Here is a 26,620-nt window from a genome sequence, read left to right on the forward strand (position 1 = left end):
GCGGATTCACACCGAGGGAGGATGACCATGAACATCGCCATTCATTTTGAAATTCCGGTACAGGATCTGGAGAGAGCCATTCGCTTCTATGAGGGGGTCTTCGAGACGGTGCTGGAGCGGGTGCAGATCGATGGCAACGAGATGGCGCTCTTTCCCCTGGAAAGTGGCACGGCGGGCTGCTCCGGCGCCCTGGCGAAGGGGGAGAGCTATGTGCCGAGCCTGGATGGCACCCGGATCTATCTGCGGGTGGCTGACATCGAGGGGGCCATGGCCCGGGCACTGGCATCGGGCGGGGCCTGTCTCTATCCAGTCACCCGGGTCGGGGAGAGCCTCCGGGTGGCGGAGTGTCGGGATTGCGAGGGGAATCGCATCGCCTTGCAGGAGGGAACCTGACCATTATTTATCCGGTGCATGGGGTGTGTTGAGTCATTCATACGATGAATAAAGAGGGGGATTTTCCCGCTCCGGGAGCCTCAGCCTCGCGGTAAGGCCCCGGTATGGTCAGTTGTCGCCCCCCGGATCCCGTGCTACTTCATCTGGTGCGGCAAGAAGGCGAGCACCCGTTCGCCCGGTCTGTCGCCCCAACTCTCAGGAGGCATCATGGAAGGACATTGTCTGTGTGGCGGGATCACCGTGTCGAGCGGCGATCACAAGGAGGTCAACCTGTGTCACTGCGCCATGTGCCGGCGCTGGTCAGGGGGGCCCATGTTCGCGGTGCACGGGGGCAAGGGCGTGCGGTTCACCGGGATGGCCCCGGTGGCCTACCGCTCGTCGGAGTGGGCGGAGCGCGGATTCTGCCCCACCTGCGGCACCCATCTTTTCTACCATCTGTTGCCGACGGACGAGTACATCCTCTCCGCCGGCCTGTTTCAGGATCAGGGGTTCGAGCTCACCGGGCAGATCTTCATCGACGAGAAGCCCGACTTCTATGCCCTCAAGAACGACACCCCGACCCTGACCGGACAGCAGGTGTTCGAGCAGTTCACCCCCAAACCCTGAGCCTGTACTCACCTCGAGGAGAAGCCATCATGGATGAACAACCGAAGGTGAAGGGGCCTGCCTCCTACTTTCCTGCCATCGAGCAGAAATACGGCCAGCCCATCGCCCACTGGCTGACCCTGCTGGCAGGGCGGGAGGAGCGCAAACACATGGCCCTGGTGGCCTGGCTCAAGGACGAACACGCCATGGGCCACGGCCATGCCAATGCCCTGGTGGCCCACTTTTTGGCGCAGCCCGATGCGCCCGGCGTGGCATGACAGTGCCACAGTGCAAAACGTGCAGGAAAGCCAGAGGATCAGAGAGATGAAGATAAGCGTCAGCGTCTGGGTTGCCAGGCCGATTGCCGATGTGTGGCAGGGCTGGAACACCCCCGCCAGCATCATGGCATGGAACGCCGCCTCCCCGCAGTGGCACTGCCCCCAAAGCCGGGTGGACCTGCGGGTGGGTGGGTGGGCGTTTTTGCCACCACATGGCGGCGCGGGATGGCAGCACGGGGTTTGATTTCGAGGGGACCTTCACCGAGGTCACAGCGCCGACGGGGCTCGGCTACGTCATGGACGATGGCCGCGAGGTGAGCGTGCGGTTCGTGGCAGAGCAGGGGGGCACCCAGGTGGAGGAGCGGTTCGATGCCGAGTCCCTGCACAGCGGCGAACAGCAGCGGGCGGGGTGGCAGAGCATCCTGGATAACTTCAAGCGACATATGGAAGCCGCCAGCTGACCCCTGTGGGGCGCCATAAAAAAACCACCGCAAGCTGGCGGTGGTTTTTTTATGGCGTTCGCCCGGGGCAAGGCGGGGCGGGGAAGGGGGTCACTCCTCGATGTCCAGCAGCACCAGGATGGCGCTCTCGCCCCCCCACTCCCGCGGCGCCTGGTGAAAGGCGCGCACAGCGGGGTGCTGGGCCAGCCAGCTCGGGATGCGCTGCTTGAGGATGTGCTTGCCGATGCCGTGCATCACCGAAGCGACGTGGATGTTCTCTTTTCGGCACAGGGTGAGCAGGGCCGCCAGCTCCTGCTTGGCCTGGTGCTGGTTCATGCCGTGCAGATCCAGATAAATCTCCGGCGGGTAGCTGCCGCGCTTGAGCTTTTTCAGCTCGAATTTTGACACGTCGTCGCGCACGTAACGGGTCGGCCCGTCCGCCTCGAGATGGGGCTGGTACTCGTCGCTGAAAAAGTGGTCAACCCCAAGCTTTTCGCGGCTCTCGCGCACTTCGCGTTTCTGCTTGACCGGGCTTGAGGAGGCCCTTATGGTATCTTGCTTAATTTTCCGGGTACCTTTGACAGCATCACGAAACAACAGGCTTTCCTCGTCTGTGAGTGAGGGCGTATTTTTCATCAGGTACTCGTCTTGCTCGCTGTATAAAATTCTCGGGCCGGATATTACTCGACTTGGAGGTGGATTTGGACAAGATATTTATCGATGAGGTGGTTGCCGAAATGCACACCATCCAGGACATGTTGCGCTGGGCCATGAGTCGTTTCAACGACGCCGGGATCTTCTACGGACATGGTACCGACAACGCCTGGGATGAGGCCGTGCAACTGGTGCTGCCCGCGTTACATCTGCCGCCGGACGTGGATCCGGGCATGCGCCACTCCCGCCTGACCACCAGCGAGCGCCACCGCATCGCCGAGCTCATCATCCGCCGCGTGCAGGAGCGCATTCCGGCGCCTTACCTGACCAACAAGGCCTGGTATGCGGGCTGGGAATTCTACGTGGACGAACGGGTGCTCATTCCGCGCTCCCCCATCGCCGAGATGGTGGCCAACCGCTTCGCCCCCTTCCTGAAAGACGAACCGACCCGGATCATGGACCTGTGTACCGGCTCCGGCTGCATCGCCATCATCATGGCCCACGAGTTCCCCCATGCGGAAGTGGATGCCATCGACATCAGCGTCGATGCCCTCAACGTGGCCGAGCGCAACATCAACGATCACGGGCTGGAGCAGCAGGTTATCCCCATTCGCTCCGATCTGTTCCGGGATCTGCCGGCCGGTGACAAGTACGATCTCATCGTCTCCAACCCGCCCTATGTTGACTCCGAGGACATGTCGGATCTGCCGGAGGAGTTTCGCCACGAGCCGGAGCTGGCCCTGGCGTCGGGCTCCGACGGCCTCAAGCTCACCAAACGTCTGCTGGCCAATGCCGCCGACTTCCTGAAAGAGGATGGCGTGCTGGTGGTCGAAGTGGGCAACAGCATGATCCACCTGGAAGCCCAGTTCCCCGAGGTGCCCTTCACCTGGGTCGAGTTCGAAAACGGCGGCCACGGCGTCTTTGTGATGACCCGCGCAGAGCTCGAGCAGCACCAGGCCCATTTCGCCATTTACAAGAACTAAGCAGCAAGGAGCATTCATGGCAGGGAACAGTTTCGGCCAACTCTTTCGGGTCACCACTTTCGGCGAGAGCCACGGTCTGGCGCTGGGCGCCGTGGTCGACGGCTGCCCGCCGGGGCTGGAGATAAGCGAAGACGATTTGCAGGGGGATCTGGACAGGCGCAAGCCCGGCACCTCCCGCTACACCACTCAGCGCCGCGAGGCGGACGAGGTGAAGATCCTCTCCGGGGTGTTCGAGGGCAAGACCACGGGCACCTCCATCGGGCTGCTCATCGAGAACACCGATCAGCGCTCCAAGGACTACTCCGAGATCAAGGATCTGTTCCGTCCGGGTCACGCCGACTACACCTATCACCAGAAGTACGGCCAGCGTGACTACCGTGGCGGCGGCCGCTCCTCGGCCCGCGAGACCGCCATGCGGGTCGCGGCGGGGGCCATCGCCAAGAAGTACCTGAAACAGGTGCACGGCATCGAGATCGTGGGTTTTCTCTCCCAGCTCGGCCCCATCAAGGCGGAAGGGTTCGACGAGAGCCAGATCGAGCAGAACCCCTTCTTCTTCCCCGATGCGGGCAAGCTGGAGGCGCTGGATGAATACATGCGTGCCCTCAAGAAAGAGGGCAACAGCGTGGGGGCCAAGGTGTGTGTCGTGGCACGCAATGTGCCGGTGGGCCTGGGGGAGCCGGTGTTCGACCGCCTCGACGCCGACATCGCCCACGCCATGATGGGCATCAACGCGGTGAAGGGGGTGGAGATCGGTGACGGCTTCGCGGTGGTGGAGCAAAAAGGCTCCGAGCATCGGGACGAGATGACTCCGGCCGGCTTTGCCAGCAATCATGCGGGGGGCATCCTGGGGGGCATTTCGTCGGGTCAGGAGATCGTGGTGAGCATGGCCCTCAAGCCTACCTCCAGCATCACGGTGCCGGGCAAGACCATCACCACCAGCGGTGAGGCCACCGAGATGATCACCAAGGGTCGTCACGACCCCTGCGTCGGCATCCGTGCCGTGCCCATCGCCGAGGCCATGCTGGCCCTGGTGCTGATGGATCACCTGCTGCGCCACCGCGCCCAGAACCAGGGCGTGCACACCCAGACCCCGCAACTGCGCTGATCATGCTGCAGGCAGGGTGAGTGATCACCAAAAACCACAAGGCGACCCCAGGGTCGCCTTTTTCATGGTTTTTTGCCGGCGTCGGCGTCAGGGGGCCGATGGCGTCGAGAGCGATGACAGCCGGGTTGCGTCCAGGCGGCAGCGGGGCGGCGCAAAGGCGGGATCCGGTGAGGGCAGGGCGGCGATGGCGGAATCGATGCGGGCGAGCGCGTCCTCGTTCACGGCCTCTTTGGCAAACATCAGGCGCACCGGCTGCTGGTGCAAGAGCACCTGACACTGGATGGCATCGCTCGCCCCGAGCTGGCCGAGCCGGTAGCGGGCGTACTGCCACTCCATGATGACGCCGTCGAGGCGGCGCGCCAGCAAGAGGGTGAGCAGCCTGTCATCGCTGTTGTATTCGCTCGCCTGCCCGAGGGCGGGGCACTCCTCGCTCATCGGCAGGGGGCGGGTGCCTCGCAGCTTGCCAAGGCGCAGCCCCTTGGCCTGGCACAGGGTTGCCAGCTCCGTGATCTCTCGCCAGCCCTCGGGCTCCCCGGCCTGCGGGCGCTGGCTCAGCAGCACGAAGCTGGCGCGCCGATAGGGGGCGGAGAAGCGGGCGAACCGCTCCCGCTCGGGGGTTTTCAGGGCGCCCATGGCCACGTCCAGCTGCTGGCGCTCCATGAGGTAGAGGGCCCGGGCCCAGGGGAGGTTGCGAAAGGCGGGCTCCACGCCTGCCTTGCCCAGGATCTGGCGGGTCAGGGTCACGTCCAGTCCACCGAGGGTACCGTCGGCAGCGATTTGGCTGAAAGGGGGCCAGTGGCTCCAGGCCACCGACAGGGTCTCCCTGGCGGCGAGGGGCTGGGCGAAGAGCAGGGGCAGGACGAGGCCCAGCATGCGCCGGGCGGTGGGGGTGAACTTCCGTTTCAATCAAAACCTCCTGTTCCGTGTATCGCGCCGTCCCCGGCAGGCTGCGCAGGGGCATTGATACATACGGCGATTCGGGCCATTTTGTCCTGCCTTCGTCCCTATTTCCAGCCGTGCTGGGAGGCGCATCACATTTTCCTCGTCTAAGTGCGCCAACTCCGTTAGACTGCGCCTCTATTCTTTCCCCTTTGCTCTGCTCCCCGGGGAAATCGTTGTTTTCTCTATAGGCCCGGATCCTGTGAGATGGCATCGGCTCAGCAGAGGAGCCCCACCACGATCTTTGGCGCCCCTATCCCTAGCAGGTAACTATGAGTTTTACTTCCCTCGGTCTGGCCGAACCCTTGTTGCGTGCCGTTGCCGAGCAAGGCTACGACACCCCGTCTCCCATCCAGCAACAAGCGATCCCGGCGGTACTGGCTGGCCGTGATCTGATGGCCGCCGCCCAGACCGGGACCGGCAAGACCGCAGGTTTCACCCTGCCGATGCTGCAGCGTCTGACTGAAAGCAAGCGCAAGGTCTCCCCGAATCGCATCCGTGCCCTGGTGCTGACCCCGACCCGCGAGCTGGCCGCCCAGGTGGGCGAGAGCGTGCGCAACTACGGCAAACACCTGCCGATCCGCAGCCACGTGGTATTTGGCGGCGTGAGCATCAACCCCCAGATGATGGCGACCCGCCGTGGTCTGGACGTGCTGGTGGCCTGCCCGGGCCGCCTGATGGATCTCTACAACCAGAACGCCGTCAAGTTCGATGAAGTGGAGATCCTGGTACTGGACGAAGCGGATCGCATGCTCGACATGGGCTTTATCCGCGACATCCGCCGCATCCTGGCCCTGCTGCCGAAGAAGCGCCAGAACCTGCTCTTCTCCGCCACCTTCGCCGACGAAATTCGCGAGCTGGCCACCGGTCTGCTGGACAACCCGGCGGTGATCGAAGTGACCCCGCGCAACAGCACCGCCGAGCGCATCGAGCAGCTGGTACACCCCTGCGACAAGGCCAACAAGATTGCCCTGCTGAGTCACCTGGTCACCAGCAACGACTGGCAGCAGGTGCTGGTGTTCACCCGTACCAAGCACATGGCCAACCGCGTTGCCGAGACCCTCGACAAGAACGGCGTCAGCGCCGCCGCCATCCACGGCAACAAGAGCCAGGGTGCCCGTACCCGCGCCCTTGCCGGTTTCAAGGATGGCAGCGTCAAGGTGCTGGTGGCGACCGACATCGCCGCCCGTGGCCTGGACATCGACAAACTGCCCCAGGTGGTCAACTTCGAGCTGCCGAACGTGGCGGAAGATTACGTGCACCGTATCGGCCGTACCGGCCGTGCTGGCGCCGCTGGTCACGCCATCTCCCTGGTGGCCGCCGATGAGGGCAAGCTCATCAAGGCCATCGAGCGGCTGACCAAGCAGAACATTCCGTGCGAGCAGGTGGCCGGTTTTGAAGCCTCCCGCGAGACCCTCGACAACATCGCCCGTGGCATCGGCGCGCCGCTTCGCAAAGAGCCGCGGGATCCGAGCGAGCAGCGCCGTGCGCCGCGTCCGCAAGGTCAGGGCCAGCGTCAGGGTGCCGGTCGTTCTGCCAACGGTGGCAATGGCGGCGGTAACCGCTCCGGCAACGGTGGCAAGCCCAAGCCCCAGGGCGGTCAGCGTCCGGAAGGCGGCGCCGCCAAACCGGCCCAGGCCCGTCGTCCGCGCCGCGCCAGCCACAACCAGTAAGCGGTCAGGGAGCCAGGCTCCCCCACTGTTCGGTTGATACAAAAAGCCCCGCCAATCTGGCGGGGCTTTTTTGTCCTGGTAGACGCTATTCACCGTAGAGGCGGATCTCCAGCACATGGGTGATGGCCTCGCCGCTCCAGTGGTACTCCAGATGACGGGCGTGGTCCACCCGGCTGACCAGACGGGGGCGATAGAGCACGTGGCAGCCGTGACCGGGGTGGCGCACCGAGCGGTAGTGGATGCCGTCCGCCCCGGCAACCTTCTGCTCCCGGGCGAAGGCCTGGGCGGGGCCGTAATCGGTGGCGTGATAGAGGGGGCCTGGCAGAAACGCCGGGCCCGTGATGTCGATGAGGCTGGCGCTGAACTGCGCCTGGATCACTCGCATCTGCACCTTCTGGGCCGGCTCCCGGGTGTACCCGAAGATCCGCTCCCTGTGGTAGACCGTCTCCTTGATGCCGGTGTCGAGGGAGGGGGCACAATAGTAGCCGCCAAAGTACCCCGTGGTGAAACGGCCACCCTCGGGATTGAGGTGGGTGAAGGCGGCCATCACATAGCTGCCGCCGGGCAGCCCCACCAGCCAGTCTTCCCTGGGCACCCGCATCAGCTCGCCCGCCTCTTCCCTCAGCCTGTCGTTGGTCAGGGCCTCGACGGCCCAGACCGCCTCCAGCTCGTCGGCGGTAGCGACGTCTTCATAGAGGCAGATGGGGGGAAAGCGGCTCGGGATGATGCGATAGGCGCAGGCATTGTGGAAGGTGCGCAAGGGCGGGGAGGACATCAGGCCATCTCCCCGCGCCAGGCGTGCAGCCGGGTGGCCACTTCGTAGAGATCGGCCACCCGCCCACCCTGCATGACCTCCATGGCGCTGCGCCCGGCGAAGAAGGGGTGGCTGTTGGGTTTGCGCACCCAGCCATAGATGCTCTCATCCAGGCTGAACAGCAGCCGCAGGCTCTTGTGGATGTTGAGCAGATAGCTCATCCGCTCCTGGAGATCGGCGCTCAGCCGAATACCGCCGCTAGCCTCCTTGTACTTGTTCAGGGTGGAGCGGGAGGTAATGCCAAGCAGCCTGAGCTGTTCATCCGTGCTGCACTGCCATTTGTCCAGGATGCGAAACACCACGGGCAGGGCCTTGCTGGGATCGACGGCGGGCTGTTGCCGGGGAAGAGATGCGGTGGCGGCCATGTTGCCTCCCGGGTTGGCGTGCCAGACGGGCACGGGATCGTGGGTTGTCTGCTAAGCAGTGTAGGGCAGGGGCGCAGTCATGTACATATCTATACATGGTTGTACTCAAATGTTCATTGTTGGATGAGCTTCGCGAGGAGGGGCGCGGGTCGGCCAAGTGAGCCCGTGCCAATGAAACGCCCCGCCAACTGGGTTGGCGGGGCGTGTCTCTTTGCGGCGTTTCTGCTTGTCGGGTCGGGGAGATCAGAGGGCGGGCAGCAGCCCCATGCTGACGCTGACCTGCACCCCGACGATCAGTACCCCCATGGCACCGGCCAGACCCAGGGCCAGTACGCCGCCCGGGACGCGGTAGTGGTTTGCCTCGGCCTGCTTGCGGCTCTGCCACACCAAGGCCACTGGCAGCAGCACCGCCAGCACCGCCAGCGCAATGGCGGCGTAACCGAGCGCCATGATGAAGCCTTGCGGGAAGTAGAGGGCGAACAGCAGGGGCGGCACGAAGGTGATGAGGCCGGTCTGGGTGCGGCCCTGCCAGTTGTCCTTGCGACGGGTCACCTTGGCCATGAAGTCGAACAGTCCCAGGGTCACCCCGAGGAAGGAGGTGGCGAGCGCGAGATCCGCAAACAGATGCATCGCCTGGTTGAAGGCGGGCCAGCTCACCAGGCCGCCGACGTTGGCCAGCAGGCTGTCCAGGGCGCCGCCGGTCTGGATCAGGGATTGCTGGCCCAGCAGCCCCAGGATGGCGACCTGCCACAGCACGTAGAGCACGAGCGGCAAGGCGGAGCCCCACACGAAGACCCGGCGCAACTGCCTGGGGTTGTCCCCGAGGTAGAGCATGACGCTCGGGATGGAGCCGTGGAAGCCGAAGGAGGTGAAGATGACCGGCAGGCCCGCCAGCAGCAGGCCTTCCCCGAGGGGCATGGAGAGCAGGTGCTGCCCCTGAGCGCGGGGCAGCAGCAGCGCCAGCACCGCCACCATGATCACCAGCTTCACGGTGAACATCAGGCGGTTGAGGTAATCCACCTGCCTGGTGCCGACGCACACCATGCCGCCAAACAGCAGGGTAAAGACCCAGGCCGCCTGCTCCTGGCCGAGGGGCAGGCCGGCATCGGCCAGTGCCTGGGTCAGCAGACTGCTGCCGCCGCTGATGTAGGCGGAGGCCAGGGCGTAGAACAGCATCAGGATGCAGAAGGAGGCGATGCCCTTGCCCCAGGGGCCGAGCAGGTGATCCGCCAACTGGTGCAGGTACCACTTGCCGGTGCTGAGGCTGGCTTCCACCTGCAGCATGGCGGTGAAGGCCATCAGGGCCCAGAGGCCGATCATCAGCATCAGGGTGGCGGGGCCGCCCAGGGACGAGGAGGCCAGCGGCAGGGCCAGCATGCCGGCGCCTATGGTGGTGCCGGCAATCAACAGGGTACAACCCAGGGTCTTGGTATTCATGTCATCCATCCGAAAGTGAGGGGCGCTGTTGCAAACAAGAGAGAGCCAGTTGGCTGTGTCGGGAGACGCCTCCGGGGAAAAGCCGGAGGCTAGCAATATCGGAGTGGAGACATCGTTACGAACAGCCGCAGGTTGTAAAACAGGGTTGCCACGTTAGCCGATTAAAATATCGAAAACAAGCGGGAGTGAGCGAAGGTTCTACTGTGAAAGGCGCTTGTGTGGAAATAAATGATGACAGTTGTCTGGAGTGGATGGCGTAAAAACACGCAAAGGCGACCGTGGTCGCCTTCGGCACGTCCGTTTCGCGTCAGCGGCGGCGTTTGAGGGTACGGCTCACATAGTGCAGGCCGCTCTGGTAGTCGCCATTGACCGCCTTGAGGGCCAGCGTCAGGGCCTGGCTTGCCAGGGCGTCGTGCTGCTGGGGCAGGGAGTTGATGCCAAAGGGGAGGAAATCGAGCAGGCGGTCATCCCCGAAGGTAGCCATGGCGAGCTGGCTCATGTCGGCCTCCTGCTCCAGCAGGTAGTCGAGCACCCCCTCCATCAGGATGTAGGAGGTGGTGATCAGCGCCTCGGGCAGTTGGCCGAGCTGCTGATGGAGCGTCTTGATCAGGCGATACCCTTCGGTGCGCGAGAAGTGGGCCCCTTCACACAGGTGGCGGGTCGCACTGTGACTGGCAATCGCCTGTTCGAAGCCCGCTTTTCGCTCCTGGCTGATCGTCAGTTCCGGCAGTGCAGTGATCAAGGCGATATGACCGATGGCCGGGGTGAGCAGGGAGGCGGTGAGGTCCAGGCTCGCCTTCTGGTTTTCACTCGCCACGGTGACGAAGTGCTCGGTGGCCATGGCACGGTCGATGGCGAGGATCTGCACGCCCCGGGACTGCTGCTCCAGGTAGAAGGGATCCGCCGGGGGGAGGCAGCTTGCCACCAGGAGCGCGTCCACATGGCGGCTCACCAGCATCCGGGCCAGCTCCTTTTCGGTGTCCGGATCGTCCTCCGAGCAGACGATGAGCAACTGATATCCCTGGGTGCGGGCCCCTTGCTCCAGGCGCTTGGCGAGCTTGGCGTAACTGGCGTTTTCGAGGTCGGGCAGGATGAAGCCGAGGGTGCGGGTCTGGCCGCCGCGCAGGGAGGCGGCGCGGCTGTCCGGCTGATAGTTGTGGGCATGGACCACGGCCATCACCTTGTCGCGGGTTGCCTGGCTGATGCGGTATTGATCGGCCTTGCCATTGATCACATAGCTGGCGGTGGTGCGAGAGACACCGGCCAGCGCGGCGATTTCATCCAGTTTCATCATGTTGGCTCTGTTTGAGTTGCAAGGCCCGCGCCGGTTCCTGGTTGGGGCGCCGAAAAGTGTGCGCGGGATCATATCATTGAAACGTACTTTCTGCGGGATCTTGAACAATGCGCTGAAACGATTCAGTCTGAGTGTAAGTGAAACGATTCAGCTTGTCAGTAACGGATGATTATCTGCACTTGGAAATGGGTTCCGGCTCACCAAAGCGAGAGATCACCGTCTATTGTCAGCAGGCAAGTTACCCGAAAATCGAGTTGAGTTGCGCCGGTACGCCGCGAGGCGAAGCCGGACCTGATGGAGAATCTCTATGTTGAAGTTGGCGCGACAGCAAATCCTGTTGGGACAATCGGTGACGACCAAGGCGGACGCCATCGCCCTGCTGGCAAGCAAACTGACCGACGCCGGTCTGGTTGAAGCAGGTTACGTGGACGGCATGCTGGCGCGGGAAGCGCAGCACGCCACCTATCTTGGCAGCGGTATCGCCATTCCCCACGGCACCACGGACACCCGTCATCTGGTGAAGAGCACCGGTGTCATGGTGGCCCAGTTCCCCCACGGCATCGAGTGGGACGAGGGGCAGATTGCCTACGTCGCCATCGGCATCGCCGCCAAGTCCGACGAGCACCTGGGGATCTTGCGCCAGCTCACCCACGTGCTGGGTGACGAGCAGGCCGCAGCCCAGCTCAAGGGGGCGACCGACGAAGAGACCATCATCAATATCCTGACTGGCGCGACTGCCGCCAAAGAGGTGCAATACCTGACCCTGGCGGACTTCCCGGCCGACGACCAGGACCAGTTGCTGCTGGGGGCTGCGGCCCGCGCCAAATCCGCAGGCTGGGGAGACGCCGCCATGGTGAGCGCCCTCCTGGCCAGCCAGCCTGTTCACCTGGGGGAGGGCATCTGGCTGGCCCGTGCGCAAGCGGCCCAGACCGGTTGGGTGCTGGCCACCCCGAGCACCCCGCTGAACGTCGGTGAATTGCCGGTCAGCGCCCTGCTACTGCTGTGTGCCGCAGATAGCGGCCATCTGCCGCAACTCGAGAATCTGGCCAAGCTGGCCGCAGCCGGCCAGTTGGCCACCCTTTCTGGCAGCGACGGTCTGGCCATGTTGCAGGCGGGTCCGGCGAGCGGGCTGTCCGAGACCTTCACCATCATCAACCCCCACGGTCTGCATGCCCGTCCGGGCGCCATGCTGGTCAAGGTGGCCAAGGAGTATGAATCCGACATCCGCGTCGCCAACCTCGATGGCAGCGGTGAAGCCGTCTCTGCCAAGAGCCTGATGAAGGTGATCGGGCTTGGGGTCAAGTGCGGTCATCGTCTGGCGTTTCGCGCCGAAGGAGCGGATGCCGAAGCAGCCCTCAAGGGCATTGGCGAAGCCATTGCCGCCGGCTTGGGCGAGGGGGCGCACTGATGGACATCGTCACCATCACCCTTAATCCCGCGCTCGATCTCACCACCCGTCTGGAGGCCATGCACCCTGGCGAGGTCAATCTGGTGAGCGAGGCCAACTTGCGCGCCGCGGGCAAGGGGATCAACGTCGCCATGGTCTTGAAAGATCTCGGCCGTGACGTAGGCCTGACCGGCTGGCTCGGCGAGGGTAACCAGCAGAGCTTCGTCTCCCTGTTCGAGGAGCGTGCCCTTGCCGATCACTTCGTGCGCGTGGCGGGCGACACCCGGATCAACGTCAAGATCTCCGAACAATCCGGCCGGGTGACCGATCTCAATCTGCCGGGACTCGCGGTGCAGGAAGGCGATGTCAGCGCCCTGGAAGCGGCGCTGGAGCGACTGGCACCCCACACTGACTGGTTCGTGCTGGCGGGCAGCCTGCCCAAAGGGGTGGCCCCCGATTACTGCGGCCATCTGATCCGTCTGCTCAAGGCCAAGGGCAAGCAGGTGATCTTCGATTGCAGCGGCGCGGCGTTGAGCGAAGGGATCAAGGCGGCGCCGACCCTGGTCAAACCCAACCTGGAAGAGCTGAGCCAGTGGGCGGGTCGCCCCGTGAAGACCCTGAGCGAGCAGGCCGAGTGCGCCCGCGCGCTGCAGGCCAGCGGGATCCCCAACGTGGTGATCTCCAATGGTGCCGACGGCCTCATCTGGTTTGCACCGGATGCCACCTGGCAGGCGATTCCGCCGCGCATGGAGGTGGTCAGCACCGTGGGTGCCGGCGACTCCCTGGTGGCGGGCCTGGTCCATGGCATGAGCCTGGACTGGACGCCGGAGCAGACCCTGCGGCTGGCCACCGCCGTCTCGGCACTGGCGGTGAGCCAGGTCGCGGTCGGCTTCAACGATATCAATGTGCTCAAACCGTTACTCGAGCAGGTGCGCGTACAGCGTCTGGATGATCTGGCACCGACTCAACCCCAACCCCATTTGATGGCTAACTCAGGAGATGCCCAATGAAAGCAATTCTGGTTACGGCTTGCCCGGCGGGCATTGCCACCAGCTTTCTCGCTGCAAAACGGATAGAACAGCAGGCCAAACTGGCTGGCTGGGAGCTCACCCTCGACGTCGACTCCAGCGTGCAGCCCCGTCAGGTTCCCTCGAAAGAGCTGATTGCCGCCGCCGACCTGGTGCTGGTCGTTGCCAGCGCACCGGTGGATCTGGCCGCCTATGATGGCAAGTCGCTCTATCGGGGCGACATGGATCTGGCGCTCCAGGATCCCGCTGCCCTGCTGGACGCCGCGCGAAGCGGTGCCAGCGTCTATCGCCATGAGGCGACGCCTGTGGTTGCCAAACCGGCCAGCGGTGCCAAGCGCATCGTGGCGGTGACGGCCTGCCCGACCGGGGTGGCCCACACCTTCATGTCGGCCGAGGCCCTGGAGACCATGGCCAAGCAGCTGGGTCACCAGATCCGCGTCGAGACCCAGGGATCGGTCGGTGCCCAGAATGCCTTGACGGCGGACGAGATTGCCGCCGCCGATCTGGTGTTCCTCGCCACTGACATCGAGGTGGACATGGCGCGCTTTGACGGCAAGCCGGTCTATCGCACCAGCACGGGGGCTGCCCTGAAGAAAACCCGGGCCGAGCTCGACAAGGCCTGGACCGAGGCGAAGGTCTATCGCCACAGCGGCGCGGCTGCGGTCAAGAAAGAGGAAAAGGCGGGCCCCTACAAGCACCTGCTGACCGGTGTCTCCTTCATGCTGCCCATGGTGGTAGCGGGGGGCCTTATCATCGCGCTCTCCTTCATCTTCGGCATTGAAGCGTTCAAGGAAGAGGGGACGCTGGCCGCGGCCCTGATGAAGATCGGTGGCGGCTCCGCCTTCGCCCTGATGATCCCGGTGCTGGCAGGCTACATCGCCTACTCCATCGCCGACCGTCCGGGTCTGGCGCCCGGCATGATCGCCGGTATGCTGGCAAGCTCGCTCGGCGCCGGTTTCCTTGGCGGCATCGTCGGCGGCTTCCTCGCCGGTTACAGCGCCAAGTTCCTGAGCGACAAGGTGCGCCTGCCGGTCACCCTGGAAGCCCTCAAGCCCATCCTCATCATTCCGCTCTTTGCCAGCCTGTTCACCGGTCTGGTGATGATCTACGTGGTGGGTGGCCCGGTGGCGGGCATCATGAATGCCATGACCGAGTTCCTCAACAACATGGGCTCTGCCAACGCCGTGCTGCTGGGTGTCATCATCGGCGCCATGATGTGCTTCGACATGGGTGGCCCGGTCAACAAGGCGGCTTATGCCTTCGGTGTCGGCCTGCTCGCCTCCAAGACCTATGCCCCCATGGCAGCGGTCATGGCCGCCGGCATGGTGCCTGCACTGGGGATGGGGATCGCGACCTTCCTGGCCAGCAGAAAGTTCATCAAGGCGGAGCAGGAGGCGGGCAAGGCCTCCTTCGTGCTGGGTCTGTGCTTCATCTCCGAGGGGGCCATCCCGTTTGCCGCCAAGGACCCCATGCGCGTCATCCCGGCCTGCATGGCGGGCGGTGCCCTGACCGGTGCGCTCTCCATGCTGTTCGGCTGCGAGCTGGTGGCACCCCACGGTGGTCTGTTCGTGCTCTTCATCCCGAACGCCATCAGCCATGTGATGATGTACATCCTGGCGATCGCGGCCGGTTCTCTGGTGACCGGGGTGGCTTACGCCATGCTCAAGCGTGGCGAGGAGCAGGCCAAGCTGGCGACCGCCTGAGGGCGTCACGGCGTGACACACTCTTCATGACAAGGCGGCCCTGGGGCCGCCTTTCTTGTTGGGGGGAGGGGCAACGTGGGATTTAAAAATCCCAGCCTGGCGGGGGCGGCGGATCGGCCGCCTCTTCGGCCTGCGCCTTGCGGCGAGCGGCCTCGACCCTGGCCTTGCGGTTGCGGCACAGGCGCATCACCTCCTGCTGCTGGGCAGGGGTCATGGCAAGCCAGTTGAAACGCTCCTCGCGGCTTCGCAGGCATCCCTTGCAATACCCCTTGTTGTTCAGTTCGCAGACCCCGACACAGGGGCTCTGGAGCGGGAAGATTTCGAGCTGTTCCATCCATGACCTCTCACACCTTGTCACCTTGTTATAACCCAGAAGATCACGGCAGGAGAAATCCGTCGTCAGGGGCGTGAAGGCGTTTGCTTTCCCCGGGCAATTTTGGCATCTTCCCCGCCGTGCAAGACACTCGGTGTTATATGAGGACATATGAATAGACATGCGTACTGGTTGGCCGCCGCCGTGGTGGGGCTGGCCGGTTGTGCGGGCAACCCTGAACCGGTCAAGGTGCCCCAGAAGAAGGCGGAATCCGGATGTTTTCTGAACTGCGAGATCCCTGTGAATCTGGGCAAGCAGTATCTGGATGGTGCCCTGCCGGGGGATCTGGTGCGGGTAGAGCGGGTCAACAGCCGCGCCCGCGCCGATTACAGCAAGTTCGGTCCCCAGAGCCGGATGGTGATGGAACGCTCCGGCCGCATGGCGAGCCGCTATGGGGAGCTCTACCGTCAGCTCTCACGCTGGGTCGCCAATGGGGGCAATCCCGCCCATATCACCCAGTACGGCATCAGCCTGGCGCAGCTTGGCGGTGCCGACCGCATGGGCAACGTGCTCTTCACCGGCTACTACTCGCCGGTGCTGGAGGTGCGCCATCGCCCGGACGCCCAGTACAAGTATCCCATCTATGCCATGCCCAACTGCGGCGGTCGCTGCCCGAGCCGGGCCGAGATCCACCGGGGGGCGTTGGCCAACCGGGGGTTGGAGCTGGGCTACAGCAAGTCCCTCATCGACAACTTCCTGATGGACGTGCAGGGTTCCGGCTTCGTTCACTACGGCGATGACGACCGGCTGCAGTACCTCGGCTACAGCGGCAAGAACGGCCACGGCTATGTCAGCATTGGCCGGGTGCTCATCGACCGTGGCGAAGTGCCCAAGGAGCAGATGTCCATGAAGGCCATCAAGGAGTGGGCCAACCGTCAGCCGGAAGAGAGCGTGAAGGAGCTGGTGGAGCAGAACCCCTCCTATGTCTTCTTCGAGCGCCGTCCCACCAATGACGTGGTGGGGGCTGCCGGCATTCCGCTCTTGCCCATGGCGGCGGTGGCTGCCGACAAGACTCTGCTGCCCATGGGCACCCCCATCCTCGCGGAAGTGCCGCTGCTGGACAAAGAGGGCAACTGGACCGGCAAGCACCAGCTGCGCCTGCTGATTGCGCTGGATGTGGGGGGCGCGGTGAAGAAGGGGCACCTCGATCTCTACCACGGTATGGGGGAGAAAGCCGGTGTCGCGGCCGGTCACTACAAGCATTTTGGCCGGGTCTGGAAGCTGGGTCTGCACCACGGGCCGACTGCCGCCCCCTGGTTGTAACCCCCCCGGGTTGTAATGTAAGAGGGGCCATGGCCCCTCATTTCCCTCAAGAGACGGGACATTCCCATGAAAAAAGCCGCCGGAGCAATCCGGCGGCTTTTTGTTTGCGGGGCAGATCTGGCGATAAGGGCCGTCAGCCCTTTCGGATATCGAGCTTGATGGCGCCCACCGGCTGACAGCAGCAGGGGAGGCACTCCCCCTGGGAGACAAAGGCGAGCGGGACGGCGGCGTAGTGCACCTTGCCCGCCAGCAGCGGGGTGCGGCAGGCGCCGCAATAGCCGCTGCGGCACTGGAACTCCACGTGATGGCCGTGGCGCTCCAGGGTCTCCAGCACGCTTTCGCCGGGATGGGGGTGCAGTACACCGTCCAGGGTCTGTACCTGGGGGGCTTGCCCTTCCGGCGCCGTGGTGGCGGTATGCTGGGGCGCGTTCAGGGTGGCGGTGGCGTCACTCACGGACGTCGCTCTCCCGCATCATGGGCTGCCAGCAGAGGTCGCCTTGCATCACAGCTCGAAGTCACCGAGATCGTCGGCGTGCACTTCACTGTCGATCTGACCCACCAGATAGGAGCTTACTTCCACTTCCTGGGGCGCCACCTGCACGTTGTCGGAGGAGAGCCAGGTGTTGATCCAGGGGATGGGGTTCTGCTTGGTGCCGGCAAAGGCCGGTTGCAGGCCGACGGCCGCCATGCGCAGGTTGGTGATGTATTCCACGTACTGGCAGAGGATGTCCTTGTTCAGGCCGATCATGGAGCCGTCCTGGAACAGGTACTCGGCCCACTCCTTCTCCTGCAGGGCCGCTTCCTTGAACAGCTCGAAGCAGGCCTGCTCGCACTCGACGGCGATCTCCGCCATGTCGGGGTCGTCGTTGCCGCTGCGCATCAGGTTCAGCATGTGCTGGGTGCCGGTCAGGTGCAGCGCTTCGTCACGGGCGATCATCTTGATGATCTTGGCGTTGCCCTCCATCAGCTCGCGCTCGGCGAAGGCAAAGGAGCAGGCGAAGCTCACGTAGAAGCGGATGGCTTCGAGGGCGTTGACGCTCATCAGGCACAGGTAGAGCTTCTTCTTGAGCTCCCGCAGGCTGATGGTGACTTCGCGATCCCCGATCCGGTGAGTCCCCTCACCGTGCAGGTGATAGACGGAGGTGGCCTCGATGAGATCGTCATAGAAGTGGCTGATGGAGCCGGCGCGCTTCAAGATCTGCTCGTTGGTCACGATGTCGTCGAACACCTGGCCCGGGTTGTTGACGATGTTGCGGATGATGTGGGTGTAGGAGCGAGAGTGGATGGTCTCGGAGAAGGCCCAGGTCTCGATCCAGGTCTCCAGCTCCGGGATGGAGACCAGGGGCAGCAGGGCAACGTTGGGGCTGCGGCCCTGAATGGAATCCAGCAGGGTCTGGTACTTCAGGTTGGAGATGAAGATGTGCTGCTCGTGGGGCGGCAGAGCCTGGAAGTCGATGCGGTCGTGGGAGACATCCACCTCTTCCGGGCGCCAGAAGAAGGAGAGCTGCTTCTCGATCAGCCGCTCGAAGATGTCGTGCTTTTGCTGATCATAACGGGCCACGTTGACCGACTGGCCGAAGAACATCGGCTCCTTGAGCTGATCGTTTTGGGTCTGGCAAAAAGTAGAGTAAGCCATGGTTCGAATGCCGTGAAATAGGGAAAACAGGAGGGCGGGAGCTTGATGCTCCCGCCCGGTTTATCAGTGCGTTTCGCGGTTAGATCTTGCAAGCCCCGCCAGCGCAGCCGTCATCTTGCAGATCGGTCTGGGTGTCGTCGGCACCATCACGGGTGTTGTGATAGTAGAGGGTCTTGAGACCGTATTTGTAGGCGGTCAGCAAGTCTTTGAGCAACTGCTTCATCGGCACCTTGTTGCCTTCGAAGCGGGCCGGGTCGTAGTTGGTGTTGGCGGAGATCGCCTGATCCACGAACTTCTGCATGATGCCGACCAGCTGCAGGTAACCGTCGACGCTCGGCTGTTTCCACAGCAGTTCGTACTGATCCTTCAGGCGGTGGTACTCCGGCACCACCTGCTTGAGGATGCCGTCCTTGGAGGCTTTCACCGACACCAGGCCGCGGGGCGGCTCGATGCCGTTGGTGGCGTTGGAGATCTGGCTGGAGGTCTCGCTCGGCATCAGGGCGGTCAGGGTGGAGTTGCGCAGACCCACGGTCTTGATCTCTTCGCGCAAGGTTTCCCAGTCCAGGTGCAGGGGTTCATTGCACAGGGTGTCCAGATCCTTTTTATAGGTATCGATGGGCAGGATACCCTGGGCATAGGTGGTCTCGTTGAAGGCCGGGCAGGGGCCGAACTCGCGGGCCAGTTGCACGGAGGCCTTCAGCAGGTAGTACTGGATCGCCTCGAAGGTGCGGTGGGTCAGGGCCAGACCGGAACCGTCGGAGTAGCGGGCACCGTTTTTCGCCAGATAGTAGGCGTAGTTGATGACGCCGATCCCCAGGGTGCGGCGGTTCATGCTGCCCTTCTTGGCGGCCTTGAGCGGGTAGTCCTGATAGTCGAGGAGGGCGTCCAGAGCGCGCACGGCCAGCTCGGCCATCTCTTCCAGATCTTCCAGCTTCTCGATGGCGCCCAGGTTGAAGGCGGAGAGGGTGCACAGGGCAATCTCGCCGTCCTCGTCATCCACGTTGTTGAGCGGCTTGGTGGGCAGCGCAATCTCGAGGCAGAGGTTGGACTGGCGCACCGGCGCCACGCTCGGATCGAACGGGCTGTGGGTGTTGCAGTGATCCACGTTCTGGATGTAGATGCGGCCGGTACCTGCACGCTCCTGCATCATCAGGGAGAAGAGATCCACTGCCTTCAGGGTCTTCTTGCGAATGGCCGGATCCTGCTCGTACTTGACGTAGAGCGCTTCGAACTTGTCTTGATCCGCGAAGAAGGCATCGTACAGGCCCGGTGCATCGGACGGGGAGAACAGGGTGATGTCGCCGCCCTTGATGAGGCGCTGGTACATCAGCTTGTTGATCTGCACGCCGTAGTCCATGTGACGGACCCGGTTCTCTTCCACGCCGCGGTTGTTCTTCAGTACCAGCAGGCTCTCCACCTCGGTGTGCCACAGCGGGTAGAACAGGGTGGCCGCACCGCCGCGCACGCCGCCCTGGGAGCAGCACTTCACCGCAGTCTGGAAGTATTTGTAGAAGGGGATGCAGCCGGTGTGGAAGGCTTCGCCGCCACGGATGGGGCTGCCCAGACCACGGATGCGGCCGGCGTTGATGCCGATGCCGGCGCGCTGGGACACGTAGCGCACGATGGCGCTGGCGGTGGCATTGATGGAATCCAGGCTGTCGTCGCACTCGATCAGCACGCAGGAGCTGAACTGGCGGGTCGGGGTGCGCACGCCGCTCATGATCGGGGTCGGCAGCGAGATCTTGAAGGTCGAGACCGCATCATAGAAGCGCTTGATGTAGTCCAGACGGGTATCTTTCGGATACTTGGAGAAGAGGCAGGCCGCTACCAGGATGTAGAGGAACTGCGGGCTCTCGTAGATCTCGCCGGTGACGCGGTTCTGTACCAGGTACTTGCCTTCGAGCTGCTTGACCGCCGCGTAGGAGAAGTCCATGTCGCGCCAGTGATCGAGGTAGCCGTTCAGCTCCTCAAATTCCGCCTGGGTGTAGTCTTCCAGCAGGTGCTTGTCGTACTTGCCCATGTCCACCAGTCTGGCGACGTGCTGATACAGGTGGGGCGGCTCGAACTGGCCGTAGGCCTTCTTGCGCAGGTGGAAGATGGCCAGACGGGCAGCCATGTACTGGTAGTCCGGGCTTTGCTCGGAGATGAGGTCAGCTGCAGCCTTGATGATGGTCTCGTGGATGTCGGCGGTACGGATACCGTCATAGAACTGGATGTGGGACTTGAGCTCCACCTGGGAGACCGACACGTTGTCGAGCTTCTCGGCAGCCCAGTCGAGCACACGGTGAATTTTATCCAGATCGATGGGTTCTTTGTGTCCGTTACGCTTCGTCACAAACAAGTTCATTGGCTGATGACCCCTTTCATTGATACCTGCCGGTATCGGTTGATTCCCGAAAAGCCATCGCACAATGGCGCAACCCGGCTCCGTCTGTCGAGGGAAACTGGGCAGGCATTGCGCGATGAATCACAAGATGTAGTGTTATTTTTAATGCGAACTACAAGATAGTGAGGTCGATGCGGTAATGCAATCTGTGGATAACGCATTAGCTGTGGATAAATTGTGGGTGTCGGGACGGGAGTTAGTGGACGCTCACAGCGAACGGGTTTTCATCCGTCCGATCCGTCAAATGCAAGTCCGGCGATCGAAGATGGAAAATTAAAATAACTTTTTTTGCTTGCGAAAGCAGGGTGTTTTTACTAGCAAATCCGGTCTGCTCATCCCTTGTGCAGTCAGGGTCAAAAGGTGTCCTGTTACGCCGTTCGGGGGGTTGCCAAGCCTGTAAAAAGAGGGATCGTCCGGGATCCCTCTGGTGTGCTGCGGGGAGAGCTGCGCGCCGGGGCCGATGCCCGCATGGCCATCGGGACATCATCAAAGTTGCCCCGCAGATCCACCTCTATCCGGATGCCTTGTCGGTCATGGGCAATGAACGTGTCAGCTCAGCTCGTAACGCAGCCAGTGGTGCAGGGCCTGCACGGTATCAAAGTGAAGATCGGCGCCCCAGAGGGCGGGATCCTCGTCATCATTGAGATAACCCCAGCCAGCCACCGCGGTACGCATGCCGGCATTGCGGCCAGCCTCGATGTCGCGCACGTGATCCCCTACATAGAGACACTGGCTCGCCGCGATGCCGAGCCGCTCGCAGGCAAAGAACATGGGGGCTGGGTCGGGCTTGCGTACCGGCAGGGTGTCGGCGCTCACCGTCACGCCGCAACTGGCGAGTTCAGGCAGGGCTGCCAGGAGCGGTTCGGTGAGAAAACCCGGCTTGTTGGTGACAATGCCCCAGGGCAGCTTTTTCTCGTCGAGCCACTCGATGAGATCCACCATGCCTTCATAGGGGCGGGTGCCGACGCAGAGGTTGGCGGCGTAGTAGTCGAGCAGGGCGGTGCGAAGGCGGGTGGCCCCCAGCTCCTCGAGCAGCTCGTCACCAAGACCGGCCCTGAGCAGCCCGAGGGCCCCGTGGGAGGTGGTCTGGCGGATGATGTCGTCAGAGAGCGGGGCAAAGCCTTCGCTTATCAGCACGTGGTTGACGGCGGCGCCAAGGTCTGGGGCGGTGTCGAGCAGGGTGCCGTCCAGATCAAACAGCACGCAGCCAAGGGGCATCGGGTGAGGTGTGCTCATCAGCCTTGCTCCGGGCGCTCGAACGCCACCATGTAGTTGACGTCGACATTCTTGCCGAGCTTGAAGCTGTTGGAGAGCGGGGCGTAGTGAACGCCGCTCATGTCCCGCACCAGGAGGCCCGCCGCTTCCCCCATGCGACAGAGTTCGGCGGGGGTGATGAACTTCTTGTGATCGTGAGTGCCCTTGGGGACCATCTTCATCAGGTACTCGGCCCCGAGGATCATCATCAGATAGGCTTTCGGGTTGCGGTTGATGGTGGAGACGAACACCTTGCCCCCCGGCCGTACCAGGGTGGCGATGGCGCGCAGCACCGAGGCCGGGGCCGGCACGTGCTCCAGCATCTCCATGCAGGTGACTACGTCATACTGGCCCGGCACTTCATCGGCGTGGGCTTCGGCGGTGATCTGGCGGTACTCGAGCTCCACACCTTGTTCCAGCGCGTGGAGGCGGGCGACGCCGAGGGGCTCCTTGCCCATATCGATGCCGGTGACCCGGGCCCCCCGGCGGGCCATGCTCTCGGAGAGGATGCCGCCACCGCAGCCGATGTCGAGCACGCGCTTGCCAAACAGGCCGCCGCTCTTGTCGGTGATCCAGTCAAGGCGCACCGGGTTGATTTGATGCAGCGGCTTGAATTCGCCCTCCATGTCCCACCAGCGGGAGGCGATGGCTTCAAATTTGGCGATTTCTGTCAGATCGACATTGGCATCACTATTCATGTTTTGATGATCCTGTGGCAAGGCACGCAGCGGGCTGGGCGCGCGCAATCTATTGTCCTGGCGCGCATTATAACGGACCGACCTCGTCGCACCAGCCCGATGTGCTCATCGGATTTGTGGCTTAATGTATTTGGCTCAGTGTGTTACCATGTCGCGCTGTTTAAGCCAAAGAACAACTAATTAGGGATTAAGGCTTTCTATGAGCGATCTGGCCAGAGAGATCACGCCGGTCAACATCGAAGAAGAGCTCAAGAGTTCCTATCTGGATTACGCCATGAGCGTGATCGTAGGACGAGCTCTGCCGGATGTGCGTGATGGCTTGAAACCGGTTCACCGCCGCGTTCTGTATGCAATGAACGAGCTGGGGAACGACTGGAACAAGCCCTACAAGAAATCGGCCCGTGTGGTCGGTGACGTAATCGGTAAATATCACCCGCATGGCGACATCGCCGTGTATGACACCATCGTCCGGATGGCGCAGGATTTCTCCATGCGCTACATGCTGGTCGACGGTCAGGGCAACTTCGGTTCGGTGGACGGCGACAACGCCGCGGCCATGCGTTACACCGAAGTGCGGATGGCGCGCATCTCCCACGAGCTGCTGGCCGATCTGGACAAAGAGACCGTGGACTGGGTGCCGAACTACGACGGTACCGAGATGATCCCGGCTGTCATGCCCACCAAGGTCCCCACCTTGCTGGTCAACGGCTCCTCCGGTATCGCGGTGGGCATGGCGACCAACATCCCGCCTCACAACCTCACTGAGATTGTCAACGGTTGCCTGGCGCTGATCGAAAACGGCGACCTCACCATTGACGAGCTGATGATCCATGTCACCGGCCCGGATTTCCCCACCGGCGGCATCATCAACGGCCGTTCCGGCATCGTGCAGGCTTACCGTACCGGTCGCGGCTCCGTCTATGTGCGGGCCAAGGCCGAGGTGGAAGTGGACGAGAAGACCAGTCGCGAGACCATCATCGTCCACGAGATCCCCTATCAGGTGAACAAGGCTCGCCTGATCGAGAAGATCGCCGAGCTGGTCAAAGAGAAGAAAATCGAGGGCATCAGCGCCCTGCGCGATGAGTCCGACAAGGACGGCATGCGCATCGTCATCGAGATCAAGCGCGGCGAGTCCGGCGAGATTGTGCTGAACAATCTCTACAAGCACACCCAGATGCAGACCACGTTCGGCATCAACATGGTGGCGCTGGACAACAACCAGCCCAAGGTGATGAACCTCAAAGAGATCCTGGATGCCTTCCTGCTGCACCGCCGTGAAGTGGTGACTCGCCGGACCGTGTTCGAGCTGCGCAAGGCGCGGGATCGGGCGCACATCCTGGAAGGGTTGGCGGTGGCATTGGCCAACATCGACCCCATCATCGAGCTCATTCGCCACAGTGCGACCCCGGCGGATGCGAAAGCCGCCCTGGTAGCCAAGGGCTGGGAGCTCGGCAACGTGGCCGCCATGCTGGAAAAAGCGGGCGACGACGCGGCTCGCCCCGAGTGGCTGGAGCCCGAGTTCGGCATCCGTGAAGGGCAGTACTTCCTGACCGAGATCCAGGCCCAGGCCATCCTTGACCTACGTCTGCACAAGCTGACCGGCCTCGAGCACGAGAAGATCCTGGAAGAGTACCAATCTCTGCTGGATCTCATCGCCGAGCTGCTGCACATCCTGGCAAGCCCGGAACGCCTGATGGAAGTGATCCGTGACGAGCTGCTGGCCGTGCGCGAGCAGTACGGCGACGAGCGTCGCACCGAGATCAGCATGTCCAGTGCCGAGATCAACATCGAAGATCTGATCACCCCGGAAGACGTGGTCGTTACCTTGTCTCACCAGGGCTATGTGAAGTATCAGCCGCTCTCGGACTACGAGGCCCAACGCCGCGGTGGTCGTGGCAAGTCGGCCACCCGGATCAAGGAAGAGGACTTTGTGGAGCGTCTGCTGGTGGCCAACACCCACGACACCATTCTGTGCTTCTCCACCCGTGGCAAGGTCTACTGGCTCAAGGTGTATCAATTGCCGGAGGCGTCCCGTGGCGCCCGCGGTCGTCCGATCATCAACCTGCTACCGCTGGATGAGGGTGAGCGCATCACCGCCATTCTGCCGGTGAAAGAATATGACGCCGACAAGTATGTCTTCTTCGCCACCGCCAACGGCACCGTGAAGAAGACCAGCCTGTCCGACTTCAGCCGTCCGCTCTCCTCCGGTATCCGTGCCATCAACCTCAAAGAGGGTGATGAGCTGATCGGGGTGGACATCACCGATGGCAGCAACGAGATCATGCTCTTCTCCGATGCGGGCAAGGTGGTTCGCTTCGCGGAAGGCAGCGGTCGCGCCGATGCCGATGCCACTGACGAGGTCGACACCGATGACGACGCCGGCAACGACGATGACGGCAGTGACAACGGCGAAGGCACCGAAAGCAAGGGCACCTTCAAGGGCGTACGTCCCATGGGTCGTACCGCTGCTGGCGTGCGCGGCATCAAGCTGGGCGCCGGTGACAAGGTGGTCTCCCTCATCGTGCCCCGTGGTGATGGTGCCATCCTCACCGCTACCGAGAACGGTTACGGCAAGCGCACCGCGCTGGACGAGTACCCGACCAAGAGCCGTGGTACCCAGGGCGTCATCTCCATCAAGGTGGATGAGCGCAACGGCAAGGTAATCGATGCGATCCAGGTCGAAGATACCGACCAGATCATGCTGATCACCAACGGCGGTACCCTGGTTCGTACCCGGGTGTCCGAGGTGAGCGTCATCGGCCGCAACACCGGCGGTGTGCGTCTGATCCGTACCGGTGAAGACGAGACCGTAGTCGGCCTGCAGCGCGTTGCCGAGAGCGACGAAGAGGAAACCGAGGCCCTGGCTGTTGAAGGGGAGGTGTCTGAAGGCACCGACACCGCAGCGGACGCTGGCGCCGTCGATACCGGGGAGGCGGGCGACGAGTAATCGTCCCCCTTTGTCCGGTGCAAAAGAGCGACCTTGATGGTCGCTCTTTTTTTGTCCGCCTCACCGCAGGCTCTCCCCGTCCCTGTGCTTGCCCTGGCGCCCTCTTTTCTGCTGCCAGGCTCTGTCTGCCGTGCATGCAGCCCTGCCTGCCACGGCGTCATCTTCCTGATATGCAGGGTTGGTCCCATCGCATCAACACGATTCCTTCACTCGACTGTCATGGCCCTGTCATGACGGCCAGCCATGCTGCCTGCGTTGAATGAGGCCACCACAGAGGCAGGCATCGCTTGCCAGGAGCACTGTTATGACGAGCTGGGTAATGTGGGAGATCTGGTGGAGCCGGATGTGGGGAGGGCAGGAGAAGGCGCGCCTTAGAGTGGATGAGGAGGAGGTGGCGCACGAGCCATCCCGCCTGCCTGCGGAGCTGATTGCACAGCGCCACCCAGCGGGGAGCTACCCGCCGAGACCACGGGGCTGATGGCGCTCAGAACAGACGCAACTGCTCGCCCGGGCGGATGAAGGCGGCTGTATTGAGTGCAATATGGCGCTTGCCCAGTTGCAGCCGCCTGCTGATCAGGCGAAAGCGCTGGGCGAGCAGGTCGGCAAACTGTCCTTCACCTCGCATGCGGCTGCCAAAGGTGGCGCTGTTGAGTGCGCCACCCCGGCTCGCCCGCAGCTGGTTGAGGATCGCCTCTTTCTGGCCGGGATAATGCGTATCGAGCCAGTCGCAAAAGAGGGTGGTGAGCTCGTGGGGCAATCGCAGCAAGATGTAATCCGCACAGCCCGCCCCGGCGTCGACGGCGGCCTTGATGATCTGTTCCAGTTCAGGCTCGTTGAGCCTGGGGATCATTGGGGCGGCGAGCACGCCGACCGGCACACCGGCCTTGGCCAGTCGTTCGATCACCTTGATCCGCCCAACCCCCGTGCTGGCCCTGGGCTCCAGCTGTCGCCTCAGCGTCTCATTGAGGGTGGTGACCGACACCAT

The 26,620-nt window shown here is 63.1% G+C and carries 26 protein-coding genes and 1 pseudogene; 14 read left to right on the plus strand and 13 right to left on the minus strand.

Features of this window, described 5'->3' with window-relative positions:
* Positions 1–27: 27 nt before the first annotated feature.
* The 5 genes from I6L36_RS01400 to I6L36_RS01415 all read left to right on the plus strand — a co-directional run bounded on the left by I6L36_RS01400 (position 28) and on the right by I6L36_RS01415 (position 1,717).
* Positions 28–393, plus strand: coding sequence for a VOC family protein (locus tag I6L36_RS01400; protein WP_049636770.1), 366 nt, complete (start codon positions 28–30; stop codon positions 391–393).
* Between the two features lie 207 nt (positions 394–600).
* Positions 601–999: a GFA family protein gene (locus I6L36_RS01405; protein ID WP_113977995.1), complete on the plus strand. Its 399-nt coding sequence runs from the start codon at positions 601–603 to the stop codon at positions 997–999.
* A gap of 29 nt (positions 1,000–1,028) precedes the next feature.
* Positions 1,029–1,256: a DUF4287 domain-containing protein gene (locus tag I6L36_RS01410; protein WP_049636768.1), complete on the plus strand. Its 228-nt coding sequence runs from the start codon at positions 1,029–1,031 to the stop codon at positions 1,254–1,256.
* A gap of 46 nt (positions 1,257–1,302) precedes the next feature.
* On the plus strand, positions 1,303–1,500 hold the full coding sequence (locus I6L36_RS21800) for an SRPBCC domain-containing protein (protein ID WP_254052076.1): 198 nt from the start codon (positions 1,303–1,305) through the stop codon (positions 1,498–1,500).
* Positions 1,445–1,717 carry an SRPBCC domain-containing protein gene (locus I6L36_RS01415; RefSeq protein WP_235696168.1) on the plus strand — a complete coding sequence of 91 codons (273 nt, stop codon included), beginning with the start codon at positions 1,445–1,447 and terminating at the stop codon, positions 1,715–1,717. The genes I6L36_RS21800 and I6L36_RS01415 overlap by 56 nt, the downstream gene beginning before the upstream one ends.
* Positions 1,718–1,807: 90 nt before the next feature.
* On the opposite strand, the gene smrB is transcribed toward I6L36_RS01415, so the two are convergent.
* Positions 1,808–2,332: an endonuclease SmrB gene (gene smrB, locus I6L36_RS01420; RefSeq protein ID WP_049636766.1), complete on the minus strand. Its 525-nt coding sequence runs from the start codon at positions 2,330–2,332 to the stop codon at positions 1,808–1,810.
* Between the two features lie 65 nt (positions 2,333–2,397).
* Here smrB and prmB point away from each other — a divergent pair, with 65 nt between their 5' ends.
* Complete coding sequence (gene prmB / locus I6L36_RS01425; RefSeq protein WP_010674830.1) at positions 2,398–3,333, plus strand: 50S ribosomal protein L3 N(5)-glutamine methyltransferase; 936 nt, start codon at positions 2,398–2,400, stop codon at positions 3,331–3,333.
* Between the two features lie 16 nt (positions 3,334–3,349).
* On the plus strand, positions 3,350–4,438 hold the full coding sequence (aroC, locus tag I6L36_RS01430) for a chorismate synthase (protein ID WP_010674829.1): 1,089 nt from the start codon (positions 3,350–3,352) through the stop codon (positions 4,436–4,438).
* Between the two features lie 87 nt (positions 4,439–4,525).
* Here the strand turns inward: aroC and I6L36_RS01435 are convergent, their stop codons facing one another.
* Positions 4,526–5,311 carry an ABC transporter substrate-binding protein gene (locus I6L36_RS01435; RefSeq protein WP_085943959.1) on the minus strand — a complete coding sequence of 262 codons (786 nt, stop codon included), beginning with the start codon at positions 5,309–5,311 and terminating at the stop codon, positions 4,526–4,528.
* Between the two features lie 338 nt (positions 5,312–5,649).
* Here I6L36_RS01435 and I6L36_RS01440 point away from each other — a divergent pair, with 338 nt between their 5' ends.
* A complete protein-coding gene (locus I6L36_RS01440; protein WP_010674827.1) occupies positions 5,650–7,050 on the plus strand; it encodes a DEAD/DEAH box helicase in 1,401 nt (466 codons plus the stop codon).
* A gap of 85 nt (positions 7,051–7,135) precedes the next feature.
* On the opposite strand, the gene I6L36_RS01445 is transcribed toward I6L36_RS01440, so the two are convergent.
* The 4 genes from I6L36_RS01445 to cra form a co-directional block, all read right to left on the minus strand.
* Positions 7,136–7,825, minus strand: coding sequence for an RES family NAD+ phosphorylase (locus tag I6L36_RS01445; RefSeq protein WP_216986943.1), 690 nt, complete (start codon positions 7,823–7,825; stop codon positions 7,136–7,138).
* Positions 7,825–8,229: an antitoxin Xre-like helix-turn-helix domain-containing protein gene (locus I6L36_RS01450; RefSeq protein ID WP_039040750.1), complete on the minus strand. Its 405-nt coding sequence runs from the start codon at positions 8,227–8,229 to the stop codon at positions 7,825–7,827. The genes I6L36_RS01445 and I6L36_RS01450 overlap by 1 nt, the downstream gene beginning before the upstream one ends.
* Positions 8,230–8,472: 243 nt before the next feature.
* On the minus strand, positions 8,473–9,666 hold the full coding sequence (locus I6L36_RS01455; RefSeq protein WP_202041147.1) for an aromatic amino acid transport family protein: 1,194 nt from the start codon (positions 9,664–9,666) through the stop codon (positions 8,473–8,475).
* 307 nt (positions 9,667–9,973) lie between these two features.
* Positions 9,974–10,960, minus strand: coding sequence for a catabolite repressor/activator (cra, locus tag I6L36_RS01460; protein ID WP_010674823.1), 987 nt, complete (start codon positions 10,958–10,960; stop codon positions 9,974–9,976).
* Positions 10,961–11,267: 307 nt separating this feature from the next.
* Between cra and fruB the strand changes: the two genes are divergently transcribed.
* Genes fruB through fruA form a run of 3 tightly spaced genes read left to right on the plus strand, consistent with a single transcriptional unit; the run spans position 11,268 to position 15,078 of the window.
* Entirely contained in the window at positions 11,268–12,368 is a 1,101-nt protein-coding gene (gene fruB / locus I6L36_RS01465) for a fused PTS fructose transporter subunit IIA/HPr protein (protein ID WP_010674822.1), read from the plus strand.
* Positions 12,368–13,357: a 1-phosphofructokinase gene (pfkB, locus tag I6L36_RS01470; RefSeq protein WP_010674821.1), complete on the plus strand. Its 990-nt coding sequence runs from the start codon at positions 12,368–12,370 to the stop codon at positions 13,355–13,357. The genes fruB and pfkB overlap by 1 nt, the downstream gene beginning before the upstream one ends.
* On the plus strand, positions 13,354–15,078 hold the full coding sequence (fruA, locus tag I6L36_RS01475) for a PTS fructose transporter subunit IIBC (protein ID WP_010674820.1): 1,725 nt from the start codon (positions 13,354–13,356) through the stop codon (positions 15,076–15,078). The genes pfkB and fruA overlap by 4 nt, the downstream gene beginning before the upstream one ends.
* Positions 15,079–15,160: 82 nt before the next feature.
* On the opposite strand, the gene I6L36_RS01480 is transcribed toward fruA, so the two are convergent.
* Positions 15,161–15,412: a DUF1289 domain-containing protein gene (locus tag I6L36_RS01480; RefSeq protein WP_010674819.1), complete on the minus strand. Its 252-nt coding sequence runs from the start codon at positions 15,410–15,412 to the stop codon at positions 15,161–15,163.
* A 150-nt stretch (positions 15,413–15,562) separates the two neighbouring features.
* Here I6L36_RS01480 and mltA point away from each other — a divergent pair, with 150 nt between their 5' ends.
* Positions 15,563–16,714, plus strand: coding sequence for a murein transglycosylase A (gene mltA / locus I6L36_RS01485; protein ID WP_029314565.1), 1,152 nt, complete (start codon positions 15,563–15,565; stop codon positions 16,712–16,714).
* Positions 16,715–16,847: 133 nt separating this feature from the next.
* Here the strand turns inward: mltA and yfaE are convergent, their stop codons facing one another.
* The 5 genes from yfaE to ubiG all read right to left on the minus strand — a co-directional run bounded on the left by yfaE (position 16,848) and on the right by ubiG (position 22,688).
* The gene (gene yfaE, locus I6L36_RS01490) at positions 16,848–17,147 is read right to left on the minus strand and encodes a class I ribonucleotide reductase maintenance protein YfaE (RefSeq protein WP_080560507.1); all 300 of its coding nucleotides are present in this window, start codon (positions 17,145–17,147) and stop codon (positions 16,848–16,850) included.
* 69 nt (positions 17,148–17,216) lie between these two features.
* Positions 17,217–18,350 carry a class Ia ribonucleoside-diphosphate reductase subunit beta gene (gene nrdB / locus I6L36_RS01495; RefSeq protein ID WP_010674816.1) on the minus strand — a complete coding sequence of 378 codons (1,134 nt, stop codon included), beginning with the start codon at positions 18,348–18,350 and terminating at the stop codon, positions 17,217–17,219.
* 79 nt (positions 18,351–18,429) lie between these two features.
* Positions 18,430–20,697: a class 1a ribonucleoside-diphosphate reductase subunit alpha gene (nrdA, locus tag I6L36_RS01500; protein ID WP_010674815.1), complete on the minus strand. Its 2,268-nt coding sequence runs from the start codon at positions 20,695–20,697 to the stop codon at positions 18,430–18,432.
* A gap of 588 nt (positions 20,698–21,285) precedes the next feature.
* Complete coding sequence (locus I6L36_RS01505) at positions 21,286–21,972, minus strand: HAD family hydrolase (protein WP_029314563.1); 687 nt, start codon at positions 21,970–21,972, stop codon at positions 21,286–21,288.
* Positions 21,972–22,688 (minus strand): bifunctional 2-polyprenyl-6-hydroxyphenol methylase/3-demethylubiquinol 3-O-methyltransferase UbiG, encoded by a 717-nt coding sequence (ubiG, locus tag I6L36_RS01510; RefSeq protein ID WP_216986944.1) that lies wholly within the window; start codon positions 22,686–22,688, stop codon positions 21,972–21,974. Before ubiG ends, I6L36_RS01505 begins: the two co-directional genes overlap by 1 nt.
* Positions 22,689–22,887: 199 nt before the next feature.
* On the opposite strand from ubiG, the gene gyrA reads away from it, so the two are divergent.
* A complete protein-coding gene (gene gyrA, locus I6L36_RS01515; RefSeq protein ID WP_102948509.1) occupies positions 22,888–25,635 on the plus strand; it encodes a DNA topoisomerase (ATP-hydrolyzing) subunit A in 2,748 nt (915 codons plus the stop codon).
* Between the two features lie 304 nt (positions 25,636–25,939).
* Positions 25,940–26,113 (plus strand): hypothetical protein, encoded by a 174-nt coding sequence (locus I6L36_RS01520; protein WP_010674811.1) that lies wholly within the window; start codon positions 25,940–25,942, stop codon positions 26,111–26,113.
* 6 nt (positions 26,114–26,119) lie between these two features.
* On the opposite strand, the pseudogene I6L36_RS01525 reads toward I6L36_RS01520, so the two are convergent.
* Positions 26,120–26,620: pseudogene (locus tag I6L36_RS01525) on the minus strand (radical SAM protein); the annotation flags it as partial.

Origin of the sequence: Aeromonas sp. FDAARGOS 1406 (assembly GCF_019048565.1) — a bacterium.
GTDB classification, from domain to species: Bacteria; Pseudomonadota; Gammaproteobacteria; order Enterobacterales; family Aeromonadaceae; genus Aeromonas; species Aeromonas caviae.